The sequence below is a fragment of the Mycobacterium attenuatum genome, from assembly GCF_900566085.1.
Classification (GTDB): domain Bacteria; phylum Actinomycetota; class Actinomycetes; order Mycobacteriales; family Mycobacteriaceae; genus Mycobacterium; species Mycobacterium attenuatum.
In genome coordinates this window covers 31,257-45,632 of the sequence record NZ_UPHT01000123.1, presented here as the reverse complement: position 1 = coordinate 45,632, position 14,376 = coordinate 31,257, and the positions used below count along the sequence as shown (strand labels likewise).

Sequence of the window (14,376 nt, the reverse complement as noted above, 5' to 3'; positions counted from 1 at the left end):
CTGTTGCGGATGTTGCGGATGTAGCGCATATAAACGGCATAGCCATTAACGGCCACAGTCCACATTGCCGTGACTGCGGTGCCCCGATCCCTGAGCACATGCGCTCAGCCCGCGCCCGCGGCGTGTGTTCACGCTGCACAGCCAAAGCTGCAGCAAACACCGGCGGCACCCGATGACCGGCCCCTGCCTTCCACGCCGGTGCCCCGACTGCCGCCAACAACCGCCGGAGCCGGGCAACCGGCGCTGCAAAGAGTGCGCCGCCCCGTGGCTCTTGACGGACCACGCGCGGATCGGCCGGGAGCGCCGTGCCGAACGCTACCGCTGCGGTGTGTGCACTGACTGCGGACTACAGCCCCACTCCGCGGGCCGGCACCGTAGGCCGTTGCCCAAGAAAAACCGGGCAGCTTCGTCGTCACCACCGAAAGGAAACCAGCATGACCAGCAACGACCAGACTCCAACCCGGCTCGACTTCGCCCGGGCCGCAGCACTTATCGCGCACCACATCCGCCAGGACGTTGCAGGCGTAACCGAAATCATCCGCACCGCTGAAGCCGACCGCCGGTTATCAGCCCTACTGTGGGCCGTCGCTGACACCGCGATTGCCGAGGACGGCAACACAATCGGAACGCCCGAGGGCATCCGAGCGCTCGGCGAACTTGCGTTGGATATGGCCACCCACGCCACCGATGAAGCCCCCGGTACAGACCAGCGTGCCCACGGCCGGGACATCAAGCGGGCCGCAATGTTCTTTCGCTACCGTCAGCACAACGACTCGGACGGTGCAAACTCCGTCCTTTGTGAAGCTGAGGAGGCTGGCCGGGCAACAGCTCTCATCGGCGCCGCGGCAGCACTGGCCTACATGGCACCCGGCTCGACACTCGCCACGCCCGGCGGCCTGGCCGGACTTGAGCGGGTCGCGCGGACACTGAACCGGCCTGACACCGCGGGGTGACGATCATGACCGTTGCCCGACGGGACACCGCCACGGTGACGCTTCTGCCGCATCCAGTGCGCGACAACCCGGTTGGCGTGGATATGCAACACACGCAAAGGCAACCAAGGAGGAGGTGATCAGCTTGCACTCATCGGCTGAGCGACAAAACCGCAGGTCAGGGGGGGTATCAAGTGATCGCCACCCCCTGGGCGCACCTGATCGCCACGGTGTCCCGGCATGCACGCAGTCAGAAAACCGAATCCAAAATCAGGAGGTAACCCGTGGGTGGTCATGGTAGCGGCCGGATTCCGGCCCCGGCCGGGTTGAAGTTACTCAAGGGCACGTCGGCGGGCCGCGACAGCGGTGGCCGGCTGGTGCCAACGACGCCGAAGTTCGTACGAGAGGCACCGGACCCGCCCGACTGGCTCGATGGGGCCGCACGGGCCGAATGGGACCGCATTCTGGCTGAGCTGGAACCGATGGACCTGTTAAAGCAGGTCGACGCGCAAGCACTGGCCTGTTACTGCCAGGCCGTCGCCGACCACGCGGCCGCGGTCGCTCTCGTCGCTGCCGAGGGCCGGATCATCACCAACCCCAAAACCGGCCACCAGCATCCGCATCCGGCGGTGGCCGACGCCAGGGCTTCCCGCGCCCAGATCCTGCAATTCGCCCGCGAGTTCGGTTTCAGCCCCGCGGCCGAAGCGCGGTTGGCCTCGCTTCCAGTCGATTCCGGCGACGTTGACGATCCGTTCGCGGCTGGCTAGCTGAAAATGTTCTCCTGCATTGCTAGAATCATAATCAACGTTCTGTACGTCGCTGACGCCGGGGTGGACCCGGTAAGGCCACCCGCCGGACATCTGTGGTTGATGTTGCCTTGCGGAAGCGATTGCTAATGAACAATTCTCAGCGCCGTGACATATTCGGCACCGAACTACGTGCCGATGAGCAAGGCCGCCGTATCTGGGGAATCTGCGTCCCGTATAACCAGCGGACAACGATTACTGAGTACGACGGGTCCAGGTTCGATGAAATGTTCGTCCGCGGTTCGTTTCAGCGTTCTTTGGAGCAGCGCGCGCACAAAATCAAATTGCTCGCTGGGCATGACCGGCGACGGTTCCCGATAGGCCGCGCAACGGCATTAGAGGAACGTGACGACGGCCTACACGGCGAGTTCGCCATCCCCAATACCCGCGAGGGTGACGACGTGCTCGAGCTGGTCCGCACGGGCACGCTCGACGCGTTCTCCATCTGTTTCGAGCCGGTTCGGGACCGCCGCGAAAACGGCGTTCTGGTAAGGGCAGAGGCCAAGCTGCGCGAAATCAGCTTGGTGTCGATGCCCGCCTACGAAGGCGCTCTTGTCGGCGGCATCCGGGCGGCGCAACCACAGCAACTTGTCATTCCCCGTTCGATAGCCGAAGCCCGGCTGTCGCTTTTTGATTGGTGAAACAACATGACCGAACTCATTGAGAACATGACCATCGAGCAGACCCGCGCGGCTGCCCAGCAATTACTCGACAGCACCGACGGCGACTTGACCGGACCGGCCGCCGAGCGCTTCCAGGCGTTGACCCGGCACGCCGAGCAGCTCCGTGAGCGCGACCGTCAGCACGCCAATGACTTAACCGCATTGGTCCGCGGTCTGCAATCGGGCGAGCTTCGCACCGAGGGCGGCGCCAACGGCATGCACACCCTCAACGGCGAGCAGCGGTCGCCGTATGACGAGGACCGCCCGGCCCCGGATCGTCAGCGTGACCGCGCAATGCGTGTGCTTGAGCGTGCCGTGAGGGGCGGCACCATGCAGGCGCGCGGAGCCGAGACTGTCGAACGGCTCGTGACGACCGGTGCGCCGCAGTCCCGTTCGTGGGCTTCCCGCTGGGCCGCCGCGGCCGGTGATCAGAATTATCTGCGGGCGTTCGCCAAGAAGGTCGCCAATCCTGAGATGGGCCAAACGCTGTGGACGGCCGAGGAAGCAGAAGCCTGGCGTGCCGCAGCACAGGTACAGGCCGAACGCGCAATGGGCGCGGTCGACGTCACGGGCGGGTTCCTGATCCCGGCTCAGCTTGATCCCGCAATCTTGTTGTCCAGCAGCGGTTCTGTGAATCCGCTGCGGCAGATGGCCAGGGTGGTGCAAACCATCGGTGATGTGTGGCACGGCGTTTCGAGTGAGGGTGTGACCGCCGAGTGGCTGGATGAGGCCGCGGAGGTGGCCGACGCCAGCCCCACGCTCTCGCAACCCGCCGTGCCCTGCTACAAAGGCGCAGCCTGGGTGCCGTTCAGCATCGAAATTGAAGGCGACGGAGCGGGTTTCGTCACCGAGGTCAGTCGCCTGCTGTTGGATTCAGTCGAGCAGTTGACCGCCGCCGCCTATGTCGGCGGCAGCGGAACGGGCCAGCCCACCGGGTTCATTCCTGCGTTGACCGAGGTCGCGACCTACGCGGTCAGCGGCGTCGGTAGCGAAACCGTCGTGGCCGCAGACGCCTACGCGCTGCAGTCCGCGTTACCTGCACGGTTCCAACCCAATTCGGCGTTCGCGGCGAACCTGACCACGATCAACGTGCTGCGGCAGGCGGAAACCGCAGCCGGTGCGTTGAAGTTCCCTGCTTTGCAGGATAATCCGCCGATGCTGTGTGGGCGCCGTATGTGGGAAGTGTCGAACATGGACACGGTCAACGCTGCGGTAACCGCCACCAGCTACCCGCTGGTGCTTGGTGATTGGTCGCAGTTCCTGATTACTGATCGGGTCGGAAGCACCGTAGAGCTGGTGCCGCACGTGTTCGGCGCTGGCCGCCGACCGACTGGCCAGCGTGGATTTTTCGCCTGGTTCCGCACCGGCTCAGACGTCTTGGTGGACAACGCGTTCCGCGTGTTGAAGGTGCAGACCACCGCCTAGCAAATCTTCCCCTGGCGCGGCGAGGGTCCCCTTTCCCTGTCGAGCCGCCGCGCCAGGGGGACTTAGCGGCAAAGAAGAAAGGTGCAAACCCAATGGCCGAAGCGGTACCAGGCTACGAGGAAAACATTCCCGACTGGCTTGAGCAGTGGCGACAGCGCGAGCGTTTGCGCAGGCTCTTTGAGGAGCAAAACCGGGACCCGATTCATTCGCTCAGTGAACGGATTGAGCAGGCCGACCGTGACCGGTGGTCGGCCTGGGCTAAGGCCAACGGTTTGCGTATCACCGGCTGGCAGTAAGGCGAATTGTCGGCTTTAGGCAAGCTTCAAGCAACCACGGTCGTAGGCACCGTGGTTGCCCACCAGACAGTGCGCTGAACTGCTGATATGCAGACATAGGGGGGCGGTGTCGCCCCTTGAGCAAACAGAACCCGTCACGATCGCCACGGGTGGACTAGTTTCGCAAAGAAGGGCTGTGTAACGACGTGACGACGGACGACTTGCCGCACGGGCGGTCCCGGTACCGCCGTGGCTGTCGCTGCGGTACGTGCCGGGAAGCGAACCGCGAGTATCAGCGCGCCCATCGGGCGAAGCGGCTGCGGGTGGTCCCGCCAGCTGAGTCGAATGACTCACCTGAGCCGGTATCGACGGCCGTGGTGGATGCGGTGCGGGCCGAGCTGGCCGGCAATCTGGCCGCCGTCCAGCGTCCGGGGCTGGTGGCGTGCGCCGTGGCGATGGCCCGGATTTTGGACGACCCGCAGGCCATGCCGCAGCAGCCGGCGGCGGCCGGGCGGCTGGTCGAGCTGCTGGACAAGCTGGCGAAGGGTCAGCAGCGGCGGGGCGGGCGACTGGCCGCTGTGCAGGCCATGACAAGTGCAGCGGGCCGGGCGCAATAGCCTCCGTGGCGGCTTACCGGCTAGCGTGCTGTTGCATGAAGATCCCCCCTCAGGGACACCAGTACGCCGAGCAACAGCGCGCCCTGGGCAATACAGCTACAGCTTGCTGCGCTTGTCGGCGATGAGGAGATCGCGGGGTCTTCGGCGGAGTTCGTCCCGGCTGACCCGACCGTTTGGTCAGTGGTGGCCGTAACCAATGATGGACGGCTGCTCAAGGTAGCCCTTGAGTTCGACGCCGAAGAGTTCGACCTAGAAGCGGAGCGGAACCTCCGAGAGAAATCACCTGACCACAGTCCGGTTTGCCGCCCGTGCTCATCGCTTGGCCCACCCATCCAACTCGTCGGCGGCGGTCAGCAGCGCCATGGCTAGCTCACGTGCCTGCCGGCTGCTCAGGGCTTCTTGGTTGGCCTCGATTTGCACCGAGGGGCGGTCAATTGCGGACTGGTCGAGGCTGCCGTCGGCGTACTGGACGGCCTCGACCCACACCAGCACGTTGGTGTTGCCGGTCACGCCGCGGACCTCGCCGGTGATCCGCCGATAGGGCTGGTCGGTGGTGGCGTCTTCCCACAGGTCGGCGTACTTGGCGCCGGGAGGCAGGGGGACGGCGGATGTGGGTGTGGTCATGGTCGGACTCCATTTCATTTGGAGCCACGCCACCTAAATTGCGCGAATCTTGTGCGGAAACACATCTGCGCTGGTCAAATGGTGCCCCCGGCAGGATTCGAACCTGCGGCCTTCTGCTCCGGAGGCAGACGCTCTATCCCCTGAGCTACGGGGGCGCATCAACACCATGTTGCGCCGTTGGGGCTTGAACAAGCACGGACAGACTAGCGCATCGCGGTTGCCGCCGGGCCACCGCTCTGGATTCGAGCCCCGAGCGGCCCAGACCATAGGATGGACGTTCGTGACCCCCGCCGACCTGGCTGAGCTGCTCAAGGCGACCGCCGCTGCAGTGCTGGCCGAACATGGCCTCGACACGTCTGTGTTGCCTCAGGCAGTTGTCGTGGAGCGGCCACGCAATCCCGAACACGGCGACTACGCCAGCAACCTGGCATTGCAGTTCGCCAAGAAGGTCGGTGTCAACCCGCGCGAACTGGCCGGATGGCTCGCCGCGGCGCTGACGAACGCTGACGGTATCGCCTCGGCGGAAGTAGCAGGACCGGGATTCATCAACCTGCGCCTCGAGACGGTGGCGCAGGCCCAGGTCGTCAACAGCGTCATCGACGCCGGCGACCATTTCGGGCATTCCGACCTGTTGGCCGGACAGAAAATCAACCTGGAATTCGTCTCGGCCAACCCAACGGGGCCGATTCACATCGGCGGCACTCGCTGGGCCGCCGTCGGCGACGCGCTGGGCCGCTTGCTCACCACACAGGGTGCCGACGTGGTCCGCGAATATTATTTCAACGACCACGGCGCCCAAATCGACCGATTCGCCAACTCCTTGATCGCCGCCGCCAAGGGCGAGCCCACCCCGGCCGACGGCTACGCCGGCAGCTACATCACCGACATCGCCGCGCACGTGCTGGAAAAAGCTCCCGAGGCACTGAGCCTGCCCGAATCCGAGATGCGGGAAACCTTCCGCGAAATCGGTGTCGACCTGATGTTCGCACATATCAAAGAGTCGTTGCACGAGTTCGGCACCGACTTCGACGTCTACACCCACGAAGACTCGATGCACACTAGCGGCCGGGTCGACCAGGCCATTACGAGGCTTCGCGAAAGCGGCAACGTATACCACAAGGACGGCGCAACCTGGTTGCGCACCAGCGCTTTTGGTGACGACAAGGACCGGGTGGTGATCAAGAGCGACGGCAAGCCGGCCTATATCGCCGGTGACCTCGCCTACTACCTGGACAAGCGGCAACGCGGTTTCGACCTGTGCATCTACATGCTCGGCGCCGACCATCACGGTTACATCGCCCGGCTCAAGGCGGCCGCGGCCGCATTCGGTGAGGATCCGGCGACCGTCGAGGTGCTCATCGGCCAAATGGTCAACCTGGTGCGTGACGGCCAGCCGGTCCGGATGAGCAAGCGGGCGGGCACCGTCATCACCCTCGACGACCTGGTCGAAGCGCTCGGCGTGGATGCCGCGCGCTACAGCCTGATTCGCTCGTCGGTGGACACGGCGATCGACATCGACCTGGCGCTGTGGTCTTCGGCGTCGAATGAAAACCCGGTCTATTACGTCCAATACGCACATGCCCGGCTATCAGCTTTGGCGCGCAACGCCGCTGAACTTGGGCTGATACCCGACACCACGCACCTGGAGCTGCTCAGTCACGAGAAAGAGGGCAAGCTGCTGCTGACCATCGGCGAGTTCCCGCGAGTACTCAAGACTGCGGCAGCCCTGCGCGAGCCCCATCGAGTGTGCCGCTACCTGGAGGATCTGGCCGGCGACTACCACCGCTTCTACGACTCCTGCCGGGTGTTGCCGCAAGGTGACGAGCAGCCCACCGACCTGCACGCGGCGCGCCTGGCGCTGTGCCAGGCCACCCGCCAGGTCATTGCCAACGGCCTGTCAATACTCGGAGTCACCGCACCGGAGCGAATGTGAACGCCCACCCGGCCGCCCCACGACACACCGAAGACAGCCGGCCCACGCGCCCGCAGTCGGTGCAGGAGCTGCTGCGACTCGCCCCGAATGTGTGGCCGCGTAACATGATTCGCGACCAATCGGGTGTAGCCTGCATTGCCGGGGTACCGGTGACCGAGCTGGCTCAGGAGTACGGTACTCCGCTGTTTGTCATCGACGAGGACGACTTTCGCTCGCGCTGCCAAGAAATTGCCGCGGCATTCGGCGGCGGACACAACGTGTACTACGCCGGTAAGGCCTTCCTGTGCAGCGAGATCGCGCGCTGGGTGGACGAAGAAGGCCTCTCCCTCGATGTGGCCACCGGCGGCGAGTTGGCCGTCGCGCTGCACGCGAATTTCCCGCCAGAACGAATCACCCTGCATGGCAACAACAAATCTGTCGCGGAGTTGACCGCCGCGGTCAAAGCCGGTGTGGGCCATATCGTTCTGGATTCGATGATCGAGATCGAGCGACTTGATGCCATCGCGGCGCAGGCCGGCATAGTTCAAGACGTCCTGGTGCGGGTCACTGTCGGCGTCGAGGCTCACACCCACGAATTCATTTCCACCGCACACGAAGACCAGAAGTTCGGGCTGTCGGTGGCCAGCGGAGCCGCGATGGCGGCGGTTCGACGGGTATTCGCCGCCGATCACCTGCGACTGGTCGGTCTGCACAGCCACATCGGTTCACAGATCTTCGATGCCGCCGGCTTCGAAATCGCCGCACACCGTGTCATCGGCCTGCTGCGCGAAATCGTCGGCGAATTCGGCGCCGAGAAGACGGCGCAGCTGTCCGCCGTCGACCTCGGCGGCGGTTTGGGCATCTCCTATGTGCCCGCTGACGATCCGCCGCCGATCAGCGAACTGGCGGCCAAGCTGAGCGCCATCTTGAGCAACGAGTCCGCCGCGGTGGGACTTCCCGCGCCCAGGCTGGTGGTCGAGCCCGGACGGGCCATCGCTGGACCAGGAACCATCACGTTGTACGAGGTCGGCACCGTCAAGGATGTCGACGTGAGCGCCACCGCTAACCGGCGCTATGTCAGCGTCGACGGCGGCATGAGCGACAACATCCGCACGGCGCTGTACGACGCGGAATATGACGTCCGCCTGGTGTCCAGAGTCAGCGACGCGCCGGCGGTGCCCGCGCGGCTGGTCGGAAAGCATTGTGAGAGCGGCGACATCATTGTGCGCGATACGTGGATGCCCGACGATGTAGCTCCCGGCGACCTGGTCGGGGTGGCCGCGACCGGCGCCTACTGCTATTCGCTGTCCAGCCGTTACAACCTGATCGGCCGTCCCGCCGTGGTAGCGGTGCGCAAGGGAAAGGCGCGCCTGGTCCTGCGCCGGGAAACGGTCGACGATCTGCTGAGTCTAGAGGTGAGGTGACCTGTGCTGGGTGATGAAAAGCCGGTCGGCGTAGTGGTTCTCGGGCTGGGCAATGTCGGCAGTGAAGTTGTCCGCATCATCGAGGAAAGCGCTGACGATCTCGCTGCCCGGGTGGGGGCACCACTGGTGCTGCGCGGAGTCGGAGTTCGCCGGGTGGCGCGCGGCCGCGGGGTGCCGGTCGAGTTGCTGACCGACAACATCGAAGAACTCGTCTCGCGTGAAGACGTCGACATCGTCGTCGAAGTAATGGGACCGGTGGAACCATCTCGCAAGGCGATCCTGACCGCGCTTGAGCACGGCAAGTCGATTGTCACCGCAAACAAGGCCCTGTTGTCCACGTCCACCGGCGAATTGGCACAGGCCGCGGAAAGCGCGCACGTCGACCTCTATTTCGAGGCGGCCGTCGCCGGTGCCATCCCGGTGATTCGGCCGCTGACGCAGTCGCTGGCCGGTGACACGGTGCTGCGGGTCGCCGGCATCGTCAACGGCACTACCAACTACATCCTCTCGGCAATGGACAGCACCGGCGCCGACTACGAGAGCGCTCTGGCCGACGCGAGTGCGCTGGGCTATGCCGAAGCCGACCCCACCGCCGACGTCGAAGGCTACGACGCCGCGGCCAAGGCCGCGATTCTGGCATCCATCGCCTTCCACACCAGGGTGCATGCCGACGACGTCTACCGCGAAGGCATCACCAGGATCACGCCGGCCGACTTCGAGACCGCCCACGCTCTGGGCTGCACCATCAAGCTGTTGTCCATCTGCGAGCGGATCACCGACGACGCTGGGCAACAACGAGTTTCAGCACGCGTCTACCCGGCTTTGGTGCCGCTGACGCATCCGCTTGCCACCGTCAATGGTGCCTTCAATGCCGTGGTCGTCGAAGCCGCGGCCGCGGGCCGGCTGATGTTCTACGGGCAGGGCGCTGGCGGCGCGCCCACCGCATCGGCGGTGACCGGCGACCTGGTGATGGCGGCGCGCAACCGGGTGCTCGGCAGCCGCGGTCCACGCGAATCCAAATATGCCCAACTGCCCATCGCGCCAATGGGTTTGATCTCAACCCGCTATTACGTCAGCATGAACGTGGCCGACAAACCGGGTGTATTGTCTTCGGTAGCAGCGGAATTCGCTAAGCATGATGTGAGCATTGCCGAGGTGCGCCAGGAAGGTGTGGCGGACGAGGGCGGCAAACGAGTGGGTGCCCGAATCGTGGTAGTCACCCACGTGGCTACCGATGCTGCGCTCTCCGAAACCGTTGCAGCGCTGGCCGACTTGGATGTCGTTCAGGATGTGACGAGCGTGCTGCGACTGGAAGGAACCGGCCTGTGACCACCCCGCGCACTGCCACCCACCAGCCCTGGCCGGGCGTGATCGCGGCCTACCGCGACCGGTTGCCCGTGGGCGATGACTGGACCCCGGTCACCCTTCTCGAGGGCGGTACGCCGTTGATTGCGGCGCCCCGGCTCTCCGAACAGACCGGTTGCACGATTCATCTCAAGGTCGAGGGGCTCAACCCCACTGGGTCGTTCAAGGACCGGGGCATGACGATGGCGGTCACCGACGCGCTGTCCCGCGGTCAGCAGGCCGTGTTGTGCGCCTCGACCGGAAACACCTCGGCGTCGGCTGCGGCGTACGCGGCCCGTGCCGGCATTACCTGCGCGGTGCTGATACCTCAGGGCAAGATCGCGATGGGCAAGCTGGCTCAGGCGGTTATGCACGGCGCCAAGATCATCCAGATCGACGGCAACTTCGACGATTGTCTCGAGCTGGCCCGTAAAATGACCGCCGATTTTCCCACCATCTCATTGGTCAACTCGGTCAACCCGGTCCGTATCGAAGGCCAGAAAACGGCGGCCTTCGAGGTCGTCGACGCGCTCGGCGTCGCGCCCGACGTACACGCACTCCCAGTCGGCAATGCCGGCAACATCACCGCTTACTGGAAGGGCTACACCGAGTATCACCGCGATGGGGTCATCGACAGGCTGCCCCGCATGCTCGGCACTCAGGCGGCCGGAGCCGCGCCGCTGGTACTGGGTAAGCCGGTGAGCCACCCGGAGACCATTGCCACCGCGATCCGCATCGGCGCTCCCGCATCGTGGGCGCAAGCCGTTGCCGCGCAACAGCAATCGAACGGGCGCTTCCTGGCCGCAACGGACGAGGAAATTCTGGCCGCATATCACCTGGTCGCTGGCGCTGAAGGGGTTTTCGTCGAGCCTGCGTCGGCAGCCAGCATCGCCGGCTTGCTCAAAGCCATCGATGACGGCTGGGTGGCTCGCGGCTCGACGGTGGTGTGCACGGTGACCGGCAACGGTTTGAAGGACCCCGATACGGCGCTCAAGGACATGCCGGTTGTGTCTCCGCTGCCGGTTGATCCGGTGGCCGTGGTCGAGCAGCTGGGGCTGGTCTAGTGGCGATCGCAAGCCCGGCGCAGCCGGGTGTGGCGGGTCGCCGCTCGTCAAGCACCGTGGCGATCGCAAGCCCGGCGCAGCCGGGTGTGGCGGGTCGCCGCTCGTCAAGCACCGTGGCGATCGCAAGCCCGGCGCAGCCGGGTGTGGCGGGTCGCCGCTCGTCAAGCACCGTGGCGATCGCAAGCCCGGCGCAGCCGGGTGCGGGTTCGGCGAAGGCCTGTTGGTGACCCAGCCACTGCCTGCCGGGCTCGTGGCGAGTGCCGTGGTGGCGGCATCCAGCGCCAACCTCGGCCCGGGATTCGACAGTATCGGCCTGGCATTGAGTCTTTATGACGAGATTATCGTTGAGACAACGGATTCCGGTTTGACGGTGATGGTCGACGGGGAAGGGGCGGACCAGGTACCGCTGGGCGCCGAACATCTGGTGGTGCGCGCTATCCAGCACGGGCTGAGGGCCGTTGGCGCCCAAGCCGGGGGTCTGGTGGTTCGCTGCCGCAACGCCATTCCGCACTCCCGCGGTCTCGGCTCTTCAGCGGCAGCCGTGGTCGGCGGCCTCGCGATTGTCAACGGCCTTGTGGCACAGGTTGATTCGACCCCGCTGAGCGATGCTCAGTTGATTCAACTTTCCTCGGAGTTCGAGGGCCATCCCGACAATGCGGCGGCCGCGGTGCTCGGAGGGGCGGTGGTCTCCTGGATCGACCGCACGGGTGATCGCCCCGACTACTCGGCCGTGCCGCTGCGCCTCCATCCCGATATCCATCTCTTTTCGGCGATACCCGAGGAGCGGTCCTCGACCGCGGAGACGCGGGTGCTGCTTCCGGCTCTGGTCAGCCACGACGAGGCACGTTTCAATATCAGCCGCGTCGCGTTGCTGGTGGTCGCTCTGACCGAACGGCCCGATCTGCTGATGCCGGCCACTGAAGACGTACTCCACCAACCCCAGCGTGCGCCGGCCATGCCGGCCTCGGCGGAATATTTACGGCTGCTGCGGCGTCATAACGTGGCAGCGACGATTTCCGGGGCTGGTCCAGCGCTCATCACAATGACAACGGAGCCCGAACTGCCTTCAGAGGCGCAGGAGTATGGGGCCGCACATGGATTCACCGTAACTGCGATGTCTGCCGGAGACGGAGTTCGCTGGAGCCCAGGAGTTCCATCATTGATTGATCCATAGCGCCACGCGAGTGTTTGCTTGCTTCCGGTCAGGAAGCGGGTTATCCTCGGAGCCGTCCAGCAATCGCAGCATCTGCATCTGCATACATACTGCTTGCCGCTAGGACAGCCACCAATTCTTCTCGTGGACGAGGTTCGCCGCACTCGCCGCCGATCCAGGCGATCACCGTTGCAGAGTCGATGATTTGGCGCACTCGGCGATTTGCCGAGGCAACGAACCCCCCGTATGACGTGATCAGCGGGGGAAGAAAGGAAATCCGTGACTGATACGGACCTCATCACGGCTGGCGAAAGCACCAACGCCGACAAGCAGTCGGAATCCGTGACCAAACACACTTCAGAGGTCAATACCGTGGTGCCGGGCGGCTCATTGTCCACCATGGTGTTGCCCGAGCTGCGTGCCCTGGCTAACCGAGCCGGCGTCAAAGGGACGTCGGGTATGCGTAAGAACGAACTGATCGCCGCAATCCAGGAGATCACCGGGCAGGCCAACGGCGCATCTTCCGCCTCGACGTCATCCAAAGACCCCGGACAACCGGAGCCGACGGCGGCTGCGAAGGCAACTGCTGCCGAAGCGGCCCCTGCAGAGGGCCGGGATGACTCGGGCGAGACGCAGCGACGGGAACGGCGCAAGGCTTCCCGTGAGGCCGGCACCTCGCCTGGCGCCGCGGAATCGGCTGGCGAAGCAGCTGCCGCGGATGATGCGGCCGCAACTGACGAGGATGACAAGGGCCGACGCGCCCAAGCGGGGGCCAAAGCTGACGAACGAAAAGATAAGACCGACGAGCGCGACGAGTCGGGCGGCGAACAGCAAAGCTCGGGTGGCCAGCAGTCCCGTGGCGAGGAGGACGGCGAAGGACGGCAGGGCCGTCGGGGCCGGCGGTTCCGCGACCGCAGGCGCCGCGGTGAACGATCCGGTGACGGCGCTGAAACCGAGGTGCGTGAGGATGACGTTCTCCAGCCGGTAGCCGGCATTCTCGATGTGCTCGACAATTACGCATTCGTGCGCACCTCCGGCTATCTGGCCGGTCCGCATGACGTGTACGTGTCGATGAACATGGTGCGCAAGAACGGGTTGCGCCGTGGTGACGCGGTGACCGGCGCCGTCCGGGTGCCTCGAGAAGGAGAAGCGGGCGACAAGAATCCGCGGCAGAAGTTCAACCCGCTGGTGCGTTTGGACAGTGTGAACGGTGGATCGGTCGAAGACGCCAAGAAGCGGCCCGATTTCAGCAAGCTCACCCCGTTGTATCCCAACCAGCGGCTTCGCCTGGAAACCACCACGGAACGACTGACCACCCGGGTCATCGACCTCATCATGCCGATTGGCAAGGGCCAGCGGGCGCTGATCGTGTCGCCGCCCAAGGCCGGCAAGACCACCATCCTGCAGGACATTGCCAACGCGATCACCAAGAACAATCCGGAATGCCATTTGATGGTCGTGCTGGTCGACGAGCGGCCCGAAGAGGTCACCGATATGACCCGCTCCGTCAAGGGCGAGGTCATCGCCTCGACGTTCGACCGCCCGCCGTCGGACCACACCTCGGTCGCCGAGCTGGCGATCGAGCGTGCCAAGCGGCTCGTGGAGCAGGGCAAGGACGTCGTGGTGCTGCTTGACTCGATCACTCGGTTGGGGCGGGCCTACAACAACGCGTCGCCGGCCTCGGGCCGAATCCTGTCCGGCGGTGTCGACTCGACGGCGCTGTACCCGCCCAAGCGCTTCTTGGGCGCCGCGCGCAACATCGAGGAAGGCGGCTCGCTCACCATCATCGCCACCGCGATGGTCGAAACCGGGTCCACCGGTGACACCGTCATCTTCGAGGAGTTCAAGGGCACCGGCAACGCCGAGCTCAAGCTGGACCGCAAGATCTCTGAACGACGGGTTTTCCCCGCGGTGGACGTGAACCCATCGGGTACCCGCAAGGACGAGCTATTGCTGTCGCCCGACGAGTTCGCCATCGTGCACAAGCTGCGCCGCGTGCTGTCGGGCCTGGACGCCCACCAAGCCATCGACCTGTTGATGTCGCAGCTGCGCAAGACGAAGAACAATTACGAATTCCTCGTCCAGGTGTCGAAGACCACACCGGGCAACATGGACAACGACTAACCCGCCGATTCCGG

The 14,376-nt window shown here is 64.9% G+C and carries 13 protein-coding genes and 1 tRNA gene; 12 read left to right on the top strand and 2 right to left on the bottom strand.

The window, feature by feature from the left end:
• Positions 1 to 434 precede the first annotated feature (434 nt).
• From EET13_RS20320 to EET13_RS20295, 6 genes are all read left to right on the top strand, one after another.
• Positions 435 to 953 carry a hypothetical protein gene (locus tag EET13_RS20320; protein WP_122443964.1) on the top strand — a complete coding sequence of 173 codons (519 nt, stop codon included), beginning with the start codon at positions 435 to 437 and terminating at the stop codon, positions 951 to 953.
• A gap of 263 nt (positions 954 to 1,216) precedes the next feature.
• On the top strand, positions 1,217 to 1,699 hold the full coding sequence (locus tag EET13_RS20315) for a phage terminase small subunit P27 family (RefSeq protein WP_122443963.1): 483 nt from the start codon (positions 1,217 to 1,219) through the stop codon (positions 1,697 to 1,699).
• 128 nt (positions 1,700 to 1,827) lie between these two features.
• Positions 1,828 to 2,379, top strand: coding sequence for an HK97 family phage prohead protease (locus EET13_RS20310; protein ID WP_122443962.1), 552 nt, complete (start codon positions 1,828 to 1,830; stop codon positions 2,377 to 2,379).
• A 6-nt stretch (positions 2,380 to 2,385) separates the two neighbouring features.
• Entirely contained in the window at positions 2,386 to 3,825 is a 1,440-nt protein-coding gene (locus EET13_RS20305; protein ID WP_122443961.1) for a phage major capsid protein, read from the top strand.
• A gap of 92 nt (positions 3,826 to 3,917) precedes the next feature.
• Positions 3,918 to 4,121, top strand: a complete 204-nt coding sequence (locus tag EET13_RS20300) for a hypothetical protein (protein ID WP_122443960.1) — start codon at positions 3,918 to 3,920, stop codon at positions 4,119 to 4,121.
• A gap of 302 nt (positions 4,122 to 4,423) precedes the next feature.
• On the top strand, positions 4,424 to 4,717 hold the full coding sequence (locus EET13_RS20295) for a hypothetical protein (RefSeq protein WP_244604014.1): 294 nt from the start codon (positions 4,424 to 4,426) through the stop codon (positions 4,715 to 4,717).
• Between the two features lie 312 nt (positions 4,718 to 5,029).
• On the opposite strand, the gene EET13_RS20290 is transcribed toward EET13_RS20295, so the two are convergent.
• Both EET13_RS20290 and EET13_RS20285 read right to left on the bottom strand, forming a co-directional pair.
• Complete coding sequence (locus EET13_RS20290) at positions 5,030 to 5,341, bottom strand: hypothetical protein (RefSeq protein WP_122443959.1); 312 nt, start codon at positions 5,339 to 5,341, stop codon at positions 5,030 to 5,032.
• A gap of 79 nt (positions 5,342 to 5,420) precedes the next feature.
• Positions 5,421 to 5,496, bottom strand: a tRNA-Arg gene (locus tag EET13_RS20285).
• Positions 5,497 to 5,621: 125 nt separating this feature from the next.
• On the opposite strand from EET13_RS20285, the gene argS reads away from it, so the two are divergent.
• From argS to rho, 6 genes are all read left to right on the top strand, one after another.
• Positions 5,622 to 7,274 (top strand): arginine--tRNA ligase, encoded by a 1,653-nt coding sequence (argS, locus tag EET13_RS20280; protein ID WP_168990843.1) that lies wholly within the window; start codon positions 5,622 to 5,624, stop codon positions 7,272 to 7,274.
• A gap of 59 nt (positions 7,275 to 7,333) precedes the next feature.
• Positions 7,334 to 8,677: a diaminopimelate decarboxylase gene (gene lysA, locus EET13_RS20275; RefSeq protein WP_211189105.1), complete on the top strand. Its 1,344-nt coding sequence runs from the start codon at positions 7,334 to 7,336 to the stop codon at positions 8,675 to 8,677.
• 3 nt (positions 8,678 to 8,680) lie between these two features.
• Positions 8,681 to 10,006 carry a homoserine dehydrogenase gene (locus EET13_RS20270; protein ID WP_122443956.1) on the top strand — a complete coding sequence of 442 codons (1,326 nt, stop codon included), beginning with the start codon at positions 8,681 to 8,683 and terminating at the stop codon, positions 10,004 to 10,006.
• Positions 10,003 to 11,085, top strand: a complete 1,083-nt coding sequence (thrC, locus tag EET13_RS20265) for a threonine synthase (protein WP_122443955.1) — start codon at positions 10,003 to 10,005, stop codon at positions 11,083 to 11,085. Before EET13_RS20270 ends, thrC begins: the two co-directional genes overlap by 4 nt.
• 220 nt (positions 11,086 to 11,305) lie before the next feature.
• Positions 11,306 to 12,259 (top strand): homoserine kinase, encoded by a 954-nt coding sequence (thrB, locus tag EET13_RS20255; RefSeq protein WP_122443967.1) that lies wholly within the window; start codon positions 11,306 to 11,308, stop codon positions 12,257 to 12,259.
• Positions 12,260 to 12,517: 258 nt separating this feature from the next.
• The gene (gene rho, locus EET13_RS20245; protein ID WP_122443954.1) at positions 12,518 to 14,362 is read left to right on the top strand and encodes a transcription termination factor Rho; all 1,845 of its coding nucleotides are present in this window, start codon (positions 12,518 to 12,520) and stop codon (positions 14,360 to 14,362) included.
• Positions 14,363 to 14,376 lie beyond the last annotated feature (14 nt).